We start from the raw sequence: 19,090 nt of genomic DNA on the forward strand, positions 1-19,090 counted from the left end.
ATCTAATATCACAAACTGACACGAAGTAAGAGAGAGGAAAGGATCGACATGACGACAGGATCCGACTACGGCGCGCCTCAGAGCCTTGCCGAACAGGCGGAGCAGCTGGAAAGCACCTCTGACACGCAGCGGACGGCGCTCGACAACAAACTTCAAGAGATGGGATATTCCAATGGATTCCTGAATGATCAGATTCAAAACGCTTTCGCCGAATGCGCGGCTCCTACTGCGGTGCTTGATGAATTGTCCAATGCGGCGGATTCCATTCGCGACAATGTCGCCACCTTCGCAGCGGACCCATCTCCAGAAGCGCAAGCAGCCGCCGATGTCGTTCGTGAGGGATTACGTAATCTTGAACGTTGCTATACATACACGGACTGGATGCTGGGTGGTCGCGAACGTGATCTTGAAATAATTGCCGCGCAGCGTGTGGTAGGTCAGCGTGTGACGCCCGTTTCGACGCAGGCGAGTACATCATTCAACGAGCCCATGCCCCCTGAGCCTTCGTTCCGTCAGCCGCGGTTGCAAACCGTGCCGCCGATGCCCACTCCCCCGACGGAGAAGACCATGAGCAAAGGCCAAAGGTTCGGGTACTTGTTCTTTGTGTATTTTATTTGCGAAGTAATTATCGCTTTTGTTTTGCGATTGTTCCCTCACCTTGATCCCGCTCATGAAGGAATGTTGTATGCCATCATTCTTGCATTCCCCGCAACATATCTTATAGATAAATTGATAAAACAAATGATATCCCAAAAAGCTGAACAAGAATACAAAGAAAAAGTTCAGAGCGTGCAGAATATCATCAATGAAAATAAAGCCCGTACGCAACGAAGCCAACAAGATTACGACCGCCAAGTGCAGGCAATGGCCGCTTGGCAGCAAAGGAAGCAGGCTGCCCAGCGAAAGAGCGAAGAGACGAAGCAAGCGGAAATGCGGCAGCACCAGAATGCGCTTGTCGCCTGTATTCAAGAAGCCAGTCAAATTATTCCAATGCCGGATGTGTGGTGCAATGGAGACGTATTGGCATATGCGCGCGCTGTGCAAGATAACGCCAATGCCGCTATGGCCAATCCTCAACAAGTGACCGCTGCGATTCCTTTCGTCGGAGTGCGGCAAGACGGCATCAACGGTTTGCCTGGTGGATGCCTGAACATGAGAGCGGCAATGCTCCGCATCTTGGAAGATAACGCCAACCAATGAGGCGGTGCGCTATATGTGGCCTGATTGCTACGATGATGCAGCGGTTAGGCCACATTTGTAATGATGGACAGGACTGCGAAAGACTCATATCGGCACCCACACGCGCTGTTTCGTTATAGTTCTTTTCTATAATGGCTGCAAATCTGGCGCAATCGCGTCATGTATATGTTACGACGGTGTGACTGCGGCAATCTTCGTCGATTATACAGATGACATGACCACTTCATCGATACAACACGGACAATCGTTCGACCATGAGCCGCTCGGGTTCGCGACCCGCACCATCCATGTGGGCAACGGCACCGATGCGGAGACGGGCGCGATACGCCGCCCGATCACACTCGCAAACGCCTACGCATTGCCCTACGACCCTTCGGACATCAACTGGTCGAGTTCCGACACCAACCTGTACACGCGCAACGGGCACCCCAACCAGCGGTATCTGGAAGCCAAACTCGCCAACCTCGAAGGCACCGAGGACGCGGTCGTGCTCGCATCCGGCGTGGCCGCGCTCGCCGCCACGTTCACGACGTTGCTCAACCGCGGCGACCACGCGGTGTTCTCCGATTCCACCTACATCGCCGCGTACCGGCTGCTCAACGAGATCCTGCCGGAGAAATACGGCATCGAGACGACGATCGTCGATACGTCCGACACCGATGCCGTGGCGCGCGCGATACGCCCGAACACGAAGCTCATCCACATCGAGACACCCGCGAACCCCACGTTGAAGGTCTCCGATATCGCCGCGATCGCGCAGCTCGCGCACGATGCCGGCGCACTGTTGAACGTGGACAACACGTTCAATTCGCCGTTCAATGTGCGACCGGCGGATCTGGGTGCGGACGTCGTCATCGAAAGCCTGACGAAATACATCAACGGCCACGGGGACGCGCTCGGTGGCTGTGTGGCGACAAGCAGTGAGATCGCTGCGCGGCTGCGGTACGTGTACCAAGTCAACTACGGCGGCATCATCAGCCCGTTCAATGCGTGGCTCATCAACCGTGGCTCCGTCACGTTGCCGTTGCGCATGCGCCAGCACAATGCGACGGCGCTCCGTATCGCACGCTGGCTCCAGGACAGGCCGGAAGTGCGTTTCGTGGCCTACCCGGGGCTCGAGAACGATCCCGGCCATGAGCTGATGCGCTCACAGCTTGCGCGCGCGGACAGCGGCTATGGCGGTGTGCTGTCGTTCGGGCTGCATGCCGACCATGACGGGCACAACCGCTTCGTCGACGCGCTGAGCATCATCACGTCCGCCGTGTCGCTCGGGCATGACGAAAGCCTCATCGTGTTCCTTGGCGAGGATGACGAGCGGCAATACCCGTATCCGGAACGCTTCCACGCGGGGTTCTTCCGCCTGTCGGTTGGGTTGGAGGACGCCGACGACCTCATCCGCGACCTCGACCATGCGTTCGCGACGAGCCGCAGCTGAACAGCGGCTCGTCGAGGTGCTGGGCTTCTGAGTCTGAGATAGATATCTTGGTATCTTTGGGTGTTTGAGGTACCCAAAGATACCAAGATATCCGTCGATTTCCGTGGGTTTCGGGGTCCTAGGGGTTGAAGCGCACCCAAAGATGCCGAGATGCATCAACATGCCGATGGCCCCCGCCTTCCGAAATCGGAAGGCGGGGGCCATCGGCATGTTGGCACGACGTGCGCGTTGGTTCAGTCGATGAGGAACGAACGCATGAACCACTGGAACTGCTCAAGCTTCTGCACATGGTCCTGGATGATGTTGCTGCTCACGAAATCGAGTTCGTCGAGTTCCGCGACGGCCTTGCGGTCGTCGGCGATGAACGCATCGTAGTATTTGTCGAGCGCGCGCAGGTAATCGAGCGTGTTCTGGCGTCCGTCAAGGTCGAACTTGTCCCATGTGCGGAAGCGCACGATGTCGTCGGGGCGTCCGGACGGCGAACCACCGAGCGCGGCGATGCGTTCCGCCGTCTCGTCGGCCATCGCGAGCACTTCGTCGACCTGCGGGTCGAGCATCTCGTGCACGGCGATGAAGTTCGGTCCGGCGACGTTCCAATGCGCGTGCTTGAGCACGAGCGCCGCCTCCTGCTCCTGGCTCAGGCGCTCCTGAAGGATGCCGATCGTCTTCTCCGACGTCGCTTCGTCGAGTCCTGGAATGATGAATGACAGTGTCATATGCGTGTCCTTTCGTACGTGGCCATCGGTGCAGGCCGCGGTCGTATCCGCGGTCCGCACAACATGTTGTCTTGAGCTTACGTGCGGCTGCTGCATGTGCGCTGGATGTGAGCTGAAAGCCTAACGCACGACGGAAGACGGACATGCGTCAACGAGATCAGTCGTCGGAGGTGTCGGTGTCGGATTCGTCCGCGTTCTTGTGCGCATCCGCATCCTTCTGCGCGTCCTGTTTGCGGACTTCGATCGTCTCGATGCGGCGGCCGTCGACTTTCGTGACGGTCATCGTATACCCACCATCATCGGACGTGTACGTATCGCCGACCTCACCCATTTTTCCGGTGTGCGCAAGGAAATACCCGGCGACCGTCTCATACGGTCCATCACTCAATTCGATACCGGTGAGATCTGCGAAATCCTCGATCGTCATGCTGCCGTCGACCGTCGCGACACCGTTGACGAACACGGTGCCCGTCTTCGTGGTCTTCGTGTTGTCTTCGGGGAGGTCGTATTCGTCGCGGATGTCGCCGACGAGTTCCTCGGTCATGTCCTCAAGGGTGACGATGCCGTCCGTGCCGCCGTATTCGTCGATGACGGTGGCCAGATGGATGCCGCGTTTGCGCAGCAGCGCGAGGCTCGGCAGCAGTTTGGATGTGCCCGGAAGCGAAATGCCTTCGCGCGTCACATCGGCGACGGTCATGCCGTCCGGGTTCTGCACGTCGAGCAGGTCACGCACATGGACGAAGCCGAGGATGTCGTCGAAGTCCTTGCCCGAGACGGGGTAGCGGGAATACGGCATGTCGCGGACGAAGGCGGCGGCCTCGGCGAGCGGCATGTCCGCGTTGAGGAACGCGACGTCCGCGCGCGGGCGCATGACCTCGGCGACGATCTTCTCGGACGCGTCGAAGACGTCATCGAGGATCGTGCGTTCGTCGGTCGTCAGGTTCGAATTCGAGCTGACAAGCACACGGAGCTCCTCGTCGGAGACCTCGGATTCGGTTTCGTTCGGGTCGAAACCGAGCAGGCGCACGATGCCGTTCGTGTTCTTGCCGATGAGCCAGATAATCGGCTTGCACACCTTCGCAAACACCGAGATCGCGGGCACGACCGCGCGCGCGATCTGCTCGTTGCGCTGCATCGCGATGCGCTTCGGCACCATCTCGGAGATCACGATCGAGCAGTAGGAGATGATGAGTGTGAGCACGATCGTAGTCAGCGGCGCGGCGACGTTGCTCGGCACACCCCAGCCTTCGACGACCGGCACGATGAACGGGGAAATCGACGATTCGCCGAAGGAGGCGGACAGGAATCCGGAAAGCGTCACGCCGATCTGCACGGTCGAAAGGAACGTGTTCGGGTCACGTGCGATCTTCGCGACGCGGGCGCCGCGCGCGTCCTCCTGTTCCATCTGGTCGATCTGCGAGCCGCGCAGCGAGACGAGCGCGAGCTCGGTGCCCGCGAACACGGCGCCGAGCAACAGAAAGACGAAGATGAGCAGAATGTTCAAACCTAAAGACATGACTCAAGCGTAGGGCATCGGCAGTACCGCGGTGCATCTCGGATGTATCGTGGCGTCTTTGGGTGTTCGAGGTACCCAAGGATGGGCAGATGGTCGCTGATTTCCGTGCGTTTCGGGGCCTCGGGGGCTGAGGCGCACCCAAAGATGAAGAGATAGGCGTCGCGTGGGCGGTGCGACCGCCCACGCGGTATCCACATTCGATTCTCCTGTTGTGGACAACGTATGCGTTGTCCACAAATCCACAGGGTTGCGGCGGCGGATGGCACACTCAGCGCGAACATGGTTGAGTGCGTGTATGACCGAATCGCTGCTATGGAACGACCTTTCCAATACACAGACCGCGATGATCGCAAGATGCGCCGAGCGGCAGCAGGCGTTGAGGGTGCGGCCGACCTTCTGCCGTGTGACCGCGCTCGGACTGCTCGCCGTCGAATGCCCGAAGATCACGACGATGGCGGAGCACCACCGCATCCAGGGGATGCATGATGTGATGTGGAGCGGTTATGTGCAACGCACGGTCATCGCGGGGAAGGTCATGTGCACGACCGCCGAATGCACATGGGTCATGATGGCACCCCTGTTGAGCGATGCCGAGCTCGTCGTGCTTGGCGACAACATGATGCGACGCGACCCGCAACTCAAGAGGACGACGAAGGACCAGATGGAACAGTATCTCGATTTCCTGACGGAGTGGGCGCGCGAACAGGAGGGCGGGAAACGGATCAAAGGGCTCGCGCGGTGCAAACGGTTGTGCACCCTGCCCGCCGAGGACACCGACTCGTCGATGGAGACGCGGTTGCGCCTCGTGCTGATGGTCTATGGGCTCGGGGAGCCCGTCGTCAATCTCAAAGTCGTCGACCCGGACACGGGCGCGGTGATGTATCTTGACCTCTCATATCCCGGTGTGCGCATCGCAATCGAATATGAGGGGGCACACCATGCGGTGCGATGGGCGAACGACGCCCAGCGCCGGCGCCGGCTCGAATACATGGGATGGGAAGTGATCCAGATGACGGCCGCCGATATGGGCACGGTCGAGAGGCAGCGTGCGCTCGCGATGCTCGTCGCCGAAAGAATCGGTGTGCGCATCGGACGGAAGGTCAGGATCTGCGAGCGCATGGCCGTGCGGGACCTGACCGACGGCCGCCGCATGCGCAAACACCGCGATTGGTGACGGAAACTGGGTCTATCTCGGCATCTTTGGGTGCGTCTCCACGGCCAGAAACTCAAAAACCACGAAAATCGATGGGTATCTGGGTATCTTTGGGTGCCTCAAACACCCAAAGATGCCAAGATGCAACACCGACTCAGTAGAAGCTCGGCTTCGTCCACGCGGTGCCGGGTTCGCCGATGCCGAGGCTTTCACGATGGTAGTCCTGCTTGCCGGTCAGCAGCTCGGCCGCGAACTTGGCCACGGCCTCGCGGGTGATCTGCGCGTCCTTGAACGGTTCGCCCTTGCGCGTCACATCCACGTCGGTCTTGGCCGGGTTGTCGTACAGCCACGTCGTGCGCAGGATCACATAGTCGAGATCGGAGTTCTCGATCGCGTTGACGGTGTCGACGTAGTTGGTCTTCCACACCAGGCCGGTGTGCTCGCGGTACCACGCCTGGAATGGGCCGGCCACCTCCTGGTAGACGTCCGGCACGGACATCGCGATGAAGCGCTTGACGCCGGTCTCATCGAGGTCCTTGATGAGCGGCACCATGATGTCCGGCGTCGCCACATAGGCGAGGAATACGCCGTCGGAGCCGCGCATATCACGATCCGCTACGGCCTGATCGACCCGGAGGCGGCGCTCGACGAACTGCTGCAGCGCAAAGCGACGCTTGTCTTCACCGGCCGCGAGATCGACGATCCGCGCGTCGAATCGCTGTATCTGGGCCGTGAATTCCTCGGCGTCGCCATCGACAACTTCAATCCGCTCGCGCAACACCCGAGCGTCACCTTCGCCGATCTCTCCGGCATGAGCTTCATCGTCGCCTCCGATATCGGCCCATGGCGCACGCTCATCGAGCAGCGCATCCCCGGGGCGCGGTTCCTGTATCAGCAGGATCTGAGTTCGCTTGAGCAGATCAGCCGCTATTCGGCGTTCCCGTTCTTCTACTCCAACCTCACGCTTTCGTCACCCGGCGTCGATGAACGGTTCGTCGCGCACACGCGCACTCCGGTGGCTATCGACGACCCCGCCAACCGCATTGATTGCTACGCGACCTTCCTGACCGATAACCGCCGCGTCGCGCTGCCGATCCAACAACGGATGACGCTTCGCTGGCCCCGCGGGTAGCGGAGGGGCATCGCGCCGGCAGCACCGCGCAGTCCACAAGACGGCCCTGCGAGTAGCGGACAGGTTTCTCACCCCATCACGCCGCCCGGTTCTTGCGAGAGCCGCACTCCAGTGCACAACGACGTCCAGAGGCAAGATACCCAACGAACCAGCCTTCCCACATGGCCACGCAGACCATCCGAAAGGTTTTCGCGCCGGCGGTCACCGAATCGGAGCCCCTGGACGCAACAGCAAAGTCACATGCAACCACATCTGCGTTGAGGGGGAGCATCTTCGGGTGGAAGCGCAAGTATCACCACCGCGGAATGGCGGTTTTGGAAGGCGATACTTGCGGTATTCCGAGAAGATGCTCTCCTTCAACGCAGATACCGCTCACGCCCATTCACTTATCACTTATTCACTTCACTATGAGCCTCACGACCCTCCGCGGCGGAGCGCCAACCGCTTCCATAGCCTGCCACAAGCGCGTCGAGGCCCTAGGCGTCGGCATGAGCAAGCGCATCCAAGCGTTTCCCCAGTCCTGCGCACGCGTCACAGCAGCAGTTCGTCGTGCGTATTCACCGAGACGAACGTGATCCGCCCGGCGCCGTCCCGAGTGAAGTGCAGTCGGTACTGGCCGTGCACGTTGCAGCGTTGGATCGTGTTGCCATAACCGTCCTTGCGTCCCGGGTTGTCTCCTCCCCTGCCCGTGCGCAGCTGGTGCTGCCGCAGCCCGTTGAGCGTCTCCTTACCGGCGAGCACGAGCAGCATCGTGCGGATCAGCGACCATCGCGACATGTCCCCGTGCTCGCATTCCGCCAACGAGTCGAAGAACCCCTCCGAATACGACCATCGAGCCAACGGATGCCGCTCGCGCTCCTCGACCGTGAACTGCAGCAGCGATTGCGCCTCCAACTGCCAGTCGAGCTCCTCGCGCGGCGACGCAAACCGTCCGCTGAACGCCGCAAGCGGATTGCTCTCCTCGATCGTCTTTTCGTAGGCGCGGTTGCGGCATGCCAGCTCGGCGTTCTCATCCCGCAGCCGTTCGTTGGCGCGCGTCAACGCCGCGTTATCGTTCTGCGCCTCCGCCAGCTGCCGATGCATTGTGCGCAGCGTGGCTCGTGCCGATTCCACCGTCCCGGCTGAGTCAAGCAGCGTTTCGATCGCCACATCGGCGAGACTGGTGCGCGCATAGGCGCGTGTCAGATACGCCAACGCGGCCGCCGCGTCCAGCCATGCGGGTCCTTCTGGCAGCAGACTCGGCGGCTCGACGACCGTGTCCGTCGCAGCCGGCAATGTGAACAGCCAATCGTCGGCGTCACATGCCACGACGCGCAGCGCAATCGTTGTTTCACGTGAAAACACCTGCCGCAGATCCAGATCCGTATTCACAGCCGTGCCGGCGAACAGATCCGCCCCGCGCACCTCGACCTCGACCGTCGGATACAGCATGACCTTGAGCATGTCCGCGCACACATACGTGACGAGCCCCGCGACGACGGCTTCCGGCCCGTACGCGCGCAACGCGTCGGCGACGTCGACCCAATCGGGAACGATCTCGAATCCGTCCTCGCCGACGGCGCTGCCGCGCACATGCTGCCCTTTGCGCAGCAGCGCCGCGGTCGATATCGATTCCGGCAGCGTCAACGGCGTCGCAAGCGTCGCCTTGCGCGGCATCGGCTCGTCGTCCATCTTCACATACGCCGTGTCATCGATGATCATTTCGACGACACCGGCAGTGATTTCGTCGCGTCGATCGCACATGACGTCGGCGACGTCGTCGTCCCCATCAGCATCATCGTCGACGCCCGCGCCGATGCTGTAGCCATCCGCATACGCCGTGTCCCACACTTCCTCGGCGAGTTCGGCGACGACACGGGCGCCGTCTTCACGGCCATACACATGGAACAGCCGCGAATACGTGCGGTTGGAGCCGTTGCGCGGCGGGAAGAATCGGCACGCGCCACAATACGCGAGCGCCCACTGCGGCAGATGCTCACGCAGCCATTGTTCGGTCCGCTGATCGGCAATTTCGAAGACGACGGCGGCATCCTCGATCTCGTCAAGCAATGCGGACACGTCCAGATACGGCCGCGTATCCTCGGGCGCGAGCGATACGAGGATGCACGGGTATTCGCGTCTCGACGACATGATGGCGTCGCGGCACAGCGGAGCGTGCGTGAGATCGATATGGAACGAACGCCGGGGACCATGCACATCCGCGAGACTCGGCTCCTCGGATGGCTTGCCGGCGCGGCTTTTCGACGACTGCGGAACCGACGCAGGCGGCGACGCGGCAGATCGGGCGGCATGCGTGGCGCGCGACCTGCGTTCGACGGAGACGAGCGCGTTCAGTTTGTCGTCGATGCGCGCCAGAAACTCTGCCTTGGACAACGACGGCAGCATGCAGGGAACGAGTCGATAGTCGTCGTGCCACCGGTCGCCGGGAGGGAAGATGCGCGCCGCGCCGCGGTAGGGATTGACGTCGCCGAGCTGATCGCGCGCCGATCGCTGCACGGCGTTATCGAGCAGCACCGTCACCGCGCGCGAGCCGACGGTCGCCCGCACCCGGTCGAGAGGGACATACGGCCGGCCTCGCGCATCCTGCGACAGCAGCACGCAGGCGACGTCGCGCGTCGACCTGCGCAGCCAGCTGACGGATTCGAGCAGCGCAAAGGAATCGTCGATGGTTGTGCCGTCATAGGCACGATATGCATCCTTCATGTCGGCTCCTTCGCCCGCCACGTCCCCGTTGGTGGTTCAAGCATAACAGGGAGACGACGGACATAATGGGACACGTTCCAAAAACAATGGCTCCAATATTGAACATCGTCGGCGTGCCACGATGTCGGTCGCCTACACTGTAGGCAGCCGGCGAAGAAGGCGAGCGAGGGGGGCGGCTGACCGATTTTGCGACGCAGCTGTGCAGAACGCTGCATGCAACGCGGCTGCTGGCCATCGATGCCGTCCATGTGCCGGCTGTGGCGAATGCGCTTGCGTTCGCGCTCGCCGGCGTCCCCGCGCAGCACATGGGCGTTCCCGTCGATTTCAGTGATTTCGCGGCGCTGGAAGCCTTCCTGAAGGAGCACGTTTCGCCGGTGATCGTATTGGACAATGCCTTCGACACCGTCAATGAGAGTCTGCTGTTCCTGGCGACGTGGCTTGGCGGATGAGGACAACCGCCCTAGGAATCGACGCTGCTCCGTTTTCCATCCCCGAATATCATCACTGCCGGCGCAGCGACGCTGCGTAGTCATCAAGCACGTCGAGAATGCCACGATGCTCCCACACGACATTACGCTTGGCGGTGTTACGCGCAACGAGCACGTCGGCATCGGCGAGCGCGCGCAGGGCACGCTCGGCTTGCGGTTTGGACAATCCGACAGTTGAGCGCAAGTATTGCGAGTTGATCACTGGCTGCGCGATCAGATGCGGCAGCACCTTCCACACAGCCGCATCCCTACGCGTGCCTCGCAAGGCGGTTTTGGCGGCCTCGATTTGCCCGTCGAGGCGATCGATCAGATCAATGCCGCTCTGCGCGGCGAAAAGGCTCGCCTCAGCGAACACTGCAATCAGAGGAGCAGCATTCCCCACACGGAATGCGGTAAGGGCATCAAAATAGGTGTTGGTAGCACGGAGAAGGCCGGCGGAAACCGGCGGCACCACATGCGCGGCGAGACCCTTGCTGCGCAGTACGGCGTGGATGAGCGCACGACCCGTTCGACCGTTGCCGTCGGCAAATGGGTGAATCGTCTCGAATTGCGCATGGGCCAGGGCGGCCTGCGCAAGCACGGGAATGTCGTCGCGCAGAAGGAATGCGAGCAGATCGTCAATCGCCGGCTGTACCAGATCCGGTTGCGGAGCCACGAACGAAGCACCTCGCGGCGAATGCGAACTGGTCCCCACCCACACGAGCTGCTCACGGAATCTACCGGCGTATTCGTCCCAGCCGGGTTGTGCACTGAGCAATGCCTTATGCATGCGCAGCAAATTCTCCTGCGTCATGTTTCCGCTGAATTCCAACGCCGATTCCATCGCCCGCACATTACCTATGACGATCTGCGCATTCTGGCTGTCTCCCTCATCAAGGAGCTCCAATGCCAGATTCTTCGCACCGACAGTAAGATGTTCGATCTGCGAGGATGACGTAGCTTCCGTGCGCAGCAGTACCGCACTCATCGGGCCGAGGGACTGCACTTGTTCGCCAAGTTTCCACAGTGCATAGGCATCGAATCTAGCCAACGCCTGACTCGCCGCGTCGATCGCAGTGCCCAACGCTGACGGCAGATCGACATCCAGATCGCACAACGTAATGGGAACGGCCGATTCGTATGGACCGTTGCCCTTCATGCGCTGCGACCGGGAGACATACGCGTCATCGGCGATATGCCATACGTGCGCCTCATGGCCAAGTGCGGGGATATGCCATTCGACCATGACCGGTACCCTTTCTGCGCTCGATATGTGTAGCTATGGATAATCATAGCTACAGATAATCGGATATCTGTAGCTATGGCACAACTTAGCTACAGATATCGTATCGACGGATGCACAGGTTGTTGCGAACCCAGCGCCTTTCCGCAACTGATCTCCCCCGGAGGCGACCGGCGATCGGCATGTCATCAGTACAGCGGAAACGCCATCAGGCCAGGCTGGACGAGACACCTCCCACCATACGTCGTTATACTTTTTTATATTCTTTATACTTTCGGAAAGGGTCCCCGAAGGCGAATCCGTTCAAACCCACAGCAGGCATGACGCCGCCCGTACTGATCGGCAGAGAGGACGACCTCGAGGAATTCGAGATGGCGCTCGACAATGGCGTGGGCATACTCCAGATATAACGACAGCATCACGATGGAGACGGCCGAAAAAGGGATTCGGCGAGCACAGCGCTGACTGGGCGACATGGTGCATGCCCCAGAAATCGACGGGCTGAGCTCGATGCAGAAGGAGTATCTGCTCGCCATGGCCCAGGATGACGCACCATCATCTGCCGGGAAGACCGCCAAGCGCCGCGAACGAAACGCCGGCTACGCGAACGTGTACCGCACGCAACTGATCAAGGAGGACGTCATCTACTCACCCGCATGGGGCCAGGTGGATTTCAAACTGCCCTACATGCGCGACTACCTGCGCGAGCACGGCGCCTACCACTTCCTGCACAGCAGCATGGCATGATCGGGCCGGCCGGTGACACCGATGGCACTCCCAGATCGACTAAGAGCCGTTCGACAGGATCTCGGTGCGCTAACCGCATCCAAGCAACCGATTGTCGGTTTTAGCGAACGCATGGCAGGAGCAGCGCGCAAACATGACGAAGAAACCCAAATCGTCAAACAAACTTGACAGTAAAGCTTGCTTGACATATGCTTGGCTCACTTATCCTCACATCAACATGGATACGGAGGCCGTGTCATGAGCGAGAAAACAACTCAGAAACAGTACCGGTTCGGGCGCATCAAGCCGAACGGAACGCCGGCGTTACGACTGGCGGCCCCCATCGGACTGGCGGTCGCGATCGGCATGGGCGTCGCGCTGTGGTTCGCTTTCTCTCATCCGCATGACGGCGTGCGCACATGGGTTGGCATCACAGTTGCGTGCGCATGCCTCGCACCAGTGATGATCGCACTCAGTTGGACGCTGCTTGTCGACCGGTCGACGATTCCGGGCGCTATCGCACACCCCGAACATAATGTGGAAACCAGCTGGTATGACCAAGCCGCAAAAGACAGCTTCCATCTGCTCCTCGCCGTCACAGGAATCGGCGCCGCAATCGCGAGCTTCTGTTTGCCGTCGACAGTGTCGTGGACACTTGCCACCGTTTTCGCTTTCACCGCCGTGGCGTTCGGCATAAGCTACCTCATCCACAAGGTCGGCGACCGATGAAGAACCGACTAGCAGAACTGCGACGCGAACGGCAGTGGTCGCAGGAGAAACTCGGCACGATACTCGGAGTGAGTCGCCAAACAATCATCTCGATAGAAAAAGGCCGATTCGACCCATCACTGCCACTCGCGTTCCAGATCTCCAACGTTTTCGGTCTGACGATCGAGAACATCTTCACGCCGGAGGAAAAGTGACGGCATCTGGTCACGGCCCAGGATGGCGCACCATCATCCACCGGGGAGACCGCCAAGCGGCTTAAACGAAACGCTGGCTATGCAAACGTGTACCGCACGCAACTGATCAAGGAGGACGCCATCCACTTCGCCCGCATGGAGCCAAGTGGATTTCGAACTGCCCTACATGCGCGACCCTATCGTCACTCCCCATAGGCGATAAGCGTGCTATAACAGATGCCAGCGAAGGGCACCGCGGAGGAGGGCGGTCATATGGCGCACGAGCTATCCAGAATCATCACGATAAGCGCGCTCATCGCCGCCTGCATGGCGGCATCGGCCTGCGGGGGCACGGCAGGGGCCGCATCCGGAGACAAATCGGTGCGGCAGGCAACACCAAGCATCGCCCCATACACGAGCTCAATCGACAAGGACGGCGACGGTGTCGACGACCAAAGCGACATTCTGCAGAGCGCGCGTGCCTACATCGCCACAAAACCGGCATACAAAAGCGAGTATTACGCGACCGGCTACCCGAACGACGGGTATGGCGTGTGCACCGACGTCGTAGGCGCAGCCCTGCGCGGAGCCGGCTACGATCTGATGACGCTCGTGCATGAAGACATACTCGCCCACCCCGAGAGGTACGCGATCGACACACCTGACGCCAACATCGACTTCCGTCGCGTCCCCGTACTCAACGCGTACTTCGCCGCGCATGCGATCAATCTCACGACAGACACCACCGACGTGGGTGCATGGCAGGGCGGAGACATCGTCGTCTACAGCAACCACATCGGCATCGCCTCCGACACGCGCAACGCAGACGGATTACCCTTGCTCATCCACCACGTGAGCGCGAAGCAAAAGCAGTACGAGGAGGATGCGCTCGGGACGTTCTCGCAGCAGCTGGTCGGGCATTACCGGATCAGTTGAGGGCGGACGAGGCACGGGTCCCGCGCAAATCACCCGATGCGATGCTTGGGATGGCGCATCTCGTCATCTTTGGGTGCGTCTGGAGGGGCCTCGGCGCGTATTCGGGACGAATCGGCCCCTATCTCATCATCTTTGGGTACCTCAAACACCCAAAGATGGTGGGATAGCCGCACGGACGAGCGCGAGAATCAGCCATTCGATCATGAGCGACACCTTTCCGCGCACAAGAAATGTAGCCATGGGAGGATTTGGCGACAGATAGAGCGCCACCGTTCGGTCCCCGGTGGTGCAAGTTCATATCTTTGGGTGTTCGAGGCACCCAAAGATTCCGAGATATGCCGCGTTTTGGGCGGCGTGGAGCGTTTGGCACCCGAATAGACACCCAAAGATGGTGAGATGGCCGCATATTCCAGTGCGGGAATATGCCATTCAACCACAGTCGGCACATTTCTGTACGTAAGAAGCGTAGCCATGGAGAGTCATAGTTACAGATAATCGGGTATCTGTAACTACGGGAGGATTTGACCACAGATGGGGCGTCGGCGAATTCGAGATGACACGCGACAATGGCATGCGCGGTCTGCATTGTCTGGCTTATGCGGCCAGAGCTCGCCGCATCGACAAGCCTGCACGACTCAATGCGTACGGAGATATTACATGAAGACGGCAATAGGACATCATCTAGATCCCACGTGAATCAAGTGGACTTTAAGCCTTATATGTGCGACTACCTAAGCGGATGTGGCATCTGCCCCCCTATCACGACACAGAGCGAGTCGCCTAATCAGCGATGACGATAGTACACTGACGCCAACAGCGGAAATACAATCAACCTGAAGCGTCGCAGGGACCTTGCCTTTTGAACAGAAGGCATACAAGCTTCACAGCGAAACACTTATATTACGCACTACCAGCATCGTCCTCCAATATTCAAGACGATAAGCACACACATCAGCCCTTGGTGTACAATATGTTCACATAAACACAATTGTACGTGTTTAATACTTCAGCATCTTGGAGGTCAAAGATGACACGACGAAAGATACGCAGCGACTGCAGAGTGGGAATGCTTGAGAAAATGCTAGGGCTGCCAACCGGAACCATCCGCAATAAAGACGGACGAAAAACTAGAAGCGATAAGAAGCTAGGAACCTTACGCAAAGAAGCGAAGAAAAAATAATTTCAACAATATGGCGCATCAATTTCCATTCTACGCGTCATTCTTCATCTTACTATACATATTCCTCTAATTAAAATCCAATAATCAACATCCGCACCACACTTCCGACATAATCCTTCTTGCCGTTCACGAATGATTCACTAAGCCTCAGCTTCAATTGAGCTGGCCTAAAATCATGCCCACAGCATCTTCCACGTCTTCATAATCACCACAGTAGGATGCATACCACTCCCCTTGAGAATATGAGAAATAAACGGTTTCATAACCACCATCAGAAAGAGAAAAGCAGACCGACCCATCAGAGGCGTTGGCATATTCGATGTCGTCGCCAAAATCCCAACTGACGGCATCTACAGCTTCACTGAGATCAAGTTTCTGCCCATTGGTGAGCTCATCATACCCACCATCACTGTCCGACAACGCAACAAGTGCCGCTCCGCCCAATAATACGAGGCCACCCAAAATTTCTTCCTTGTGCTCCTTGAAGAAACCCACGATATCAATGCCCATGAATCAATCCTAGCATTCGTTCCTACAAGTCAAACTTTTCAACCACAATAACATCCATACTTCCGAAAGGAGCCCCCCACCACACACACAACACACACAGACTCAATGCTGTATCTCACTCCGAAAGACGCATTCACAAAGAGACATATAGGTAATGACAAGACAATCCCTAAGATTACACACAGTTTCGGCGTGAACCACCCCGAAACCAATAGCAATGCGATGGAACCATCACTCTGATAGGCGGGAGCAAACATCTTCTTCGCTTGGGGCGTCTCAATTGCCAGCCGAACATGGAATGAACACAGAACAAAACAAGGCGACCATACGTCAGCGCAGTGTCCAGCACATCAGCCTTGCTCGATCTGCGCTTTCGGTTTCCTCTGGCTATCAGCTGCATCCTCACCGGTGATACCTGCGATTTTCGCGAGCGACTTCACACACTTTCGCATATAGGCTAGGCTTTTCCTCATGTTCTTTTCAGCCGCCCCGATTCCCTTGAGCGCTTCGGCGCGATTACGCTTCGCAGTGCAATCATCATCCGAGCTGCCGCTTCGCCGTATGCACTGCTTGAGCTGTACCAAGAAGTCAAGCTGCGATTCGGCTTCACGCAGTGATTCGCACACACGCCGCCGCACCTGACGCACAAGGTCAACTCCACCTTCGTTCTTCACAAGCACTTCTCTGCAGAACACGATCAGCTTCGCACAGGTATTCAGCACGTATGCGTCTTGATTCGCAATCATCCATGTGCCTAGCGTCGCCGCACCACCGCTGGTAACAGCACCGAGCAACGCCCCACCTCCCGCGATGATGACGGTACCTCCTGCCATTCCAAGGCCACCAGCCGCGAGCGAGCCACCTCCAACTGTCGCAAGACTTGCGCTCGTCAACGCCGCCCCGGACAACCCTGTCACAGAAGATCCGGCCAGGATCGGTGCGATTGCCGGCGCAAACACATAAGCAACGCCTCCCGTTGCAGCTGCCACTACAACGAAACCGGCACAACCGACGAGAGCCGCCGTCTTCACGCCCTTTATCTTCGACGCTTCCTTCACCACTGCTTTCCTGTATTTGGTACATTCCTTACTTGCGAATCCCGGCAAATCGTCGCACACCTTATCCAATGTTGCAGCATCGTATTTCAGTTTTTTGCTGTGATACGGCATGAACTGAGACGCTTCGAATGCCACGAGTTCTCTCCAGATTGGAGTAGCGTGCCTTTGGATTCGACGGACCTCGTTGATGAGTTCTTCTTTGTCGCACAATGTGTATTCGGAGCGATTGTCGCTCTCCCATGCACGGAACTCACGCTCTTTCTTCTCTCTGATTTTTTCGTTCTTCGTTTGCTCGATATCAATGCGAGCTGCTTGATATTGGATGGAAATCACCATATTCATCTGTGCCGTATCCAGCTCGAAGAATCGCATGACGGAGGGATCATCGCCGTAACCATTTCCCTGACCATGGAACCTCTCCTGCGAGCGCGCATCCTTCCGCGCTTCCGCATGCACCTTGTAATCCGTATGCACAGCGAAAACGAATCGTACAATGCCCACTACGTTCACATGCAGGAGGAAGTCCGATACCATCTTCGAATCAATCTTCCCTTTGCCATGCAACAATGCACGAATCATCCCGTCCGCCATATCGGCAACGGAGAACACCCCCGTCGCTATAGTGACCATTCTTGTCCCCAAAGGCGATCCATGAGGCAGCAAGGCGCCGATTCCCACGTTCAGGAGAGACTTGAGATCCGATACTTCTCCGCTCATGCACATCGCGTACAGCTGTCGTGCTGCATAACACACGCACACCAAGCATTCATTGACCAGCACTGGCACCGATTGCCGTGCGAGCTCATGCGCAATCCCCAATTCCGCGCGCAGATCGAATCGTCGATAGATCTTCTTCCCGTCTTCACCAACGGTTTTCAACAGTGTGCCGTTGAACAACTTCGATAGCATCTTTCTGAACGAAGCTTCATCCTGCATCGCGTCCTTGAATATGGGCAACGCAGAGAGCTGTTTCATGAAAGATAGAATCGGCCCCGGAATTCCCGTGCCCTTCCCTGGTGAGCCGCTCGACCCCGCCATATCGCTCACCATATGGCAGAACCACCGCACAATCCCGAGCATGAGCTTTGCTTCCAAACTTTCACCGATCAACTCGTCATCCGCAACGGGCACAGCCATAAACACCCCATGTTGATCGGTTCCATACACCTTCTCGGTGAACTGCGTCAACAACGAAAACGCAAGGCCACCCAAACTCATATGGTGTGAGAAATCCCTGAGGTGATGCTGACGGCCGCCGCCGAACTCGCTCGTTGCGCGATCACCTACAAAGGGATGCTTCTTTTCCAAAAAACGGATCGCCGATTCTATATCATCGCCTTTGTAATCTGGATCCATTTTCGCAACGGCCACTACGAAGTCATTGACGCGCTCACTCCCCCATTCACGGGCACGGTCGAAGTCAAACTTCCCCACCCACAACGAATCGATAGCACCGGCAATGAGGCCGCAGCTAGCCGCAATCAGGTAATCCGCGCGATGCGACGCATTCGTCTCACCGTTCTCTTCATTCTCTTCGATATCCTCGATTTCGATTGTCATGTCATCATCGAATGGAGTCCCACACTCTGTTTCCTCAGACTCCTGACCTTCGATCAGGTGAGGAGAAGACAAAGGCTCAAGAGAGTAGTCAATGCGAACTTCATCATCGAAGCGACCATCCCATGTACTAAGTTCCGCGTTGCTCATGTGAGCCTCCTCTGCTTTGAGTCATGCGTCATATTTAGTGTATCCCTCAGATTAAAGCAGAAATACAACCAACTAGCGCAGAGTGAGACCGCATCAACATCACACACAATTCCACAGAAACGAACAAACACATGGACTTCACCAGTCAACAAATGATTATTTATCAACGTTATGCGAGACTGTCGTCAGCAAAAAAGATAATGGGAGATATTTAACTCTTTGGAATATCTGCCATCAAGTCTCAGATCGAGTTGATTACACCGAAGCAAAGCTAGAAACTTACGTTTCAACCGAATCTCTTTTGCAAGAAAAACGCGGACGTCAGCACGCGCAGTCCCTGCCGGCAACAGGCAAGGTCACTCATTACAAGATTGGTGACACTCTAATATCTAATATTAGGCCATATTTTAAGAAAATATGGTTTGCGTCATCCGAAGGCACCTGCTCCAATGATGTATTGGTTTTCAGGGCAAATGATTCAAGTAACGCTTCTTTTCTGTATGCAT

The 19,090-nt window shown here is 57.9% G+C and carries 16 protein-coding genes; 9 read left to right on the forward strand and 7 right to left on the reverse strand.

Annotation, left to right across the window (positions count from 1 at the left end; all coding sequences use genetic code 11):
• Positions 1-48 precede the first annotated feature (48 nt).
• On the forward strand, positions 49-1,200 hold the full coding sequence (locus B1526_RS04990; RefSeq protein ID WP_095614992.1) for a hypothetical protein: 1,152 nt from the start codon (positions 49-51) through the stop codon (positions 1,198-1,200).
• 214 nt (positions 1,201-1,414) lie between these two features.
• Entirely contained in the window at positions 1,415-2,635 is a 1,221-nt protein-coding gene (locus B1526_RS04995; RefSeq protein WP_095614993.1) for a trans-sulfuration enzyme family protein, read from the forward strand.
• Positions 2,636-2,868: 233 nt separating this feature from the next.
• Here B1526_RS04995 and B1526_RS05000 read toward each other — a convergent pair whose 3' ends face one another.
• Positions 2,869-3,351 (reverse strand): Dps family protein, encoded by a 483-nt coding sequence (locus tag B1526_RS05000; protein ID WP_095614994.1) that lies wholly within the window; start codon positions 3,349-3,351, stop codon positions 2,869-2,871.
• Positions 3,352-3,508: 157 nt separating this feature from the next.
• On the reverse strand, positions 3,509-4,867 hold the full coding sequence (locus tag B1526_RS05005) for a hemolysin family protein (protein WP_095614995.1): 1,359 nt from the start codon (positions 4,865-4,867) through the stop codon (positions 3,509-3,511).
• Positions 4,868-5,210: 343 nt separating this feature from the next.
• Between B1526_RS05005 and B1526_RS05010 the strand changes: the two genes are divergently transcribed.
• Positions 5,211-6,041 (forward strand): hypothetical protein, encoded by an 831-nt coding sequence (locus B1526_RS05010; RefSeq protein WP_133088466.1) that lies wholly within the window; start codon positions 5,211-5,213, stop codon positions 6,039-6,041.
• 133 nt (positions 6,042-6,174) lie between these two features.
• On the opposite strand, the gene B1526_RS09310 is transcribed toward B1526_RS05010, so the two are convergent.
• Positions 6,175-6,786: an NAD(P)H-binding protein gene (locus B1526_RS09310; protein WP_327078351.1), complete on the reverse strand. Its 612-nt coding sequence runs from the start codon at positions 6,784-6,786 to the stop codon at positions 6,175-6,177.
• On the opposite strand from B1526_RS09310, the gene B1526_RS09315 reads away from it, so the two are divergent.
• Positions 6,676-7,152 (forward strand): substrate-binding domain-containing protein, encoded by a 477-nt coding sequence (locus B1526_RS09315; protein WP_235607050.1) that lies wholly within the window; start codon positions 6,676-6,678, stop codon positions 7,150-7,152. The two genes, B1526_RS09310 and B1526_RS09315, sit on opposite strands and share 111 nt — an antisense overlap.
• 531 nt (positions 7,153-7,683) lie before the next feature.
• Here B1526_RS09315 and B1526_RS05025 read toward each other — a convergent pair.
• Complete coding sequence (locus tag B1526_RS05025) at positions 7,684-9,855, reverse strand: hypothetical protein (RefSeq protein ID WP_095614997.1); 2,172 nt, start codon at positions 9,853-9,855, stop codon at positions 7,684-7,686.
• A 257-nt stretch (positions 9,856-10,112) separates the two neighbouring features.
• Here B1526_RS05025 and B1526_RS05030 point away from each other — a divergent pair, with 257 nt between their 5' ends.
• Positions 10,113-10,304: a hypothetical protein gene (locus B1526_RS05030; protein ID WP_235607049.1), complete on the forward strand. Its 192-nt coding sequence runs from the start codon at positions 10,113-10,115 to the stop codon at positions 10,302-10,304.
• Positions 10,305-10,356: 52 nt separating this feature from the next.
• Here the strand turns inward: B1526_RS05030 and B1526_RS09395 are convergent, their stop codons facing one another.
• Positions 10,357-11,568, reverse strand: coding sequence for a Fic family protein (locus tag B1526_RS09395; RefSeq protein WP_095614998.1), 1,212 nt, complete (start codon positions 11,566-11,568; stop codon positions 10,357-10,359).
• Positions 11,569-12,039: 471 nt separating this feature from the next.
• On the opposite strand from B1526_RS09395, the gene B1526_RS05040 reads away from it, so the two are divergent.
• From B1526_RS05040 to B1526_RS05055, 4 genes are all read left to right on the forward strand, one after another.
• Positions 12,040-12,312, forward strand: a complete 273-nt coding sequence (locus tag B1526_RS05040; RefSeq protein ID WP_095614999.1) for a hypothetical protein — start codon at positions 12,040-12,042, stop codon at positions 12,310-12,312.
• Positions 12,313-12,549: 237 nt separating this feature from the next.
• Positions 12,550-13,020 (forward strand): hypothetical protein, encoded by a 471-nt coding sequence (locus tag B1526_RS05045; protein WP_095615000.1) that lies wholly within the window; start codon positions 12,550-12,552, stop codon positions 13,018-13,020.
• Positions 13,017-13,214: a helix-turn-helix transcriptional regulator gene (locus tag B1526_RS05050; protein ID WP_095615001.1), complete on the forward strand. Its 198-nt coding sequence runs from the start codon at positions 13,017-13,019 to the stop codon at positions 13,212-13,214. Before B1526_RS05045 ends, B1526_RS05050 begins: the two co-directional genes overlap by 4 nt.
• A 252-nt stretch (positions 13,215-13,466) precedes the next feature.
• A complete protein-coding gene (locus tag B1526_RS05055; protein ID WP_095615002.1) occupies positions 13,467-14,129 on the forward strand; it encodes a DUF1287 domain-containing protein in 663 nt (220 codons plus the stop codon).
• Positions 14,130-15,462: 1,333 nt separating this feature from the next.
• Here B1526_RS05055 and B1526_RS05060 read toward each other — a convergent pair.
• Both B1526_RS05060 and B1526_RS05065 read right to left on the reverse strand, forming a co-directional pair.
• Entirely contained in the window at positions 15,463-15,819 is a 357-nt protein-coding gene (locus B1526_RS05060) for a hypothetical protein (RefSeq protein WP_095615003.1), read from the reverse strand.
• A 350-nt stretch (positions 15,820-16,169) separates the two neighbouring features.
• Positions 16,170-18,584, reverse strand: coding sequence for a hypothetical protein (locus tag B1526_RS05065; RefSeq protein ID WP_095615004.1), 2,415 nt, complete (start codon positions 18,582-18,584; stop codon positions 16,170-16,172).
• Positions 18,585-19,090: the final 506 nt, after the last annotated feature.

This window comes from Bifidobacterium criceti, from assembly GCF_002286935.1.
Taxonomy (GTDB): domain Bacteria; phylum Actinomycetota; class Actinomycetes; order Actinomycetales; family Bifidobacteriaceae; genus Bifidobacterium; species Bifidobacterium criceti.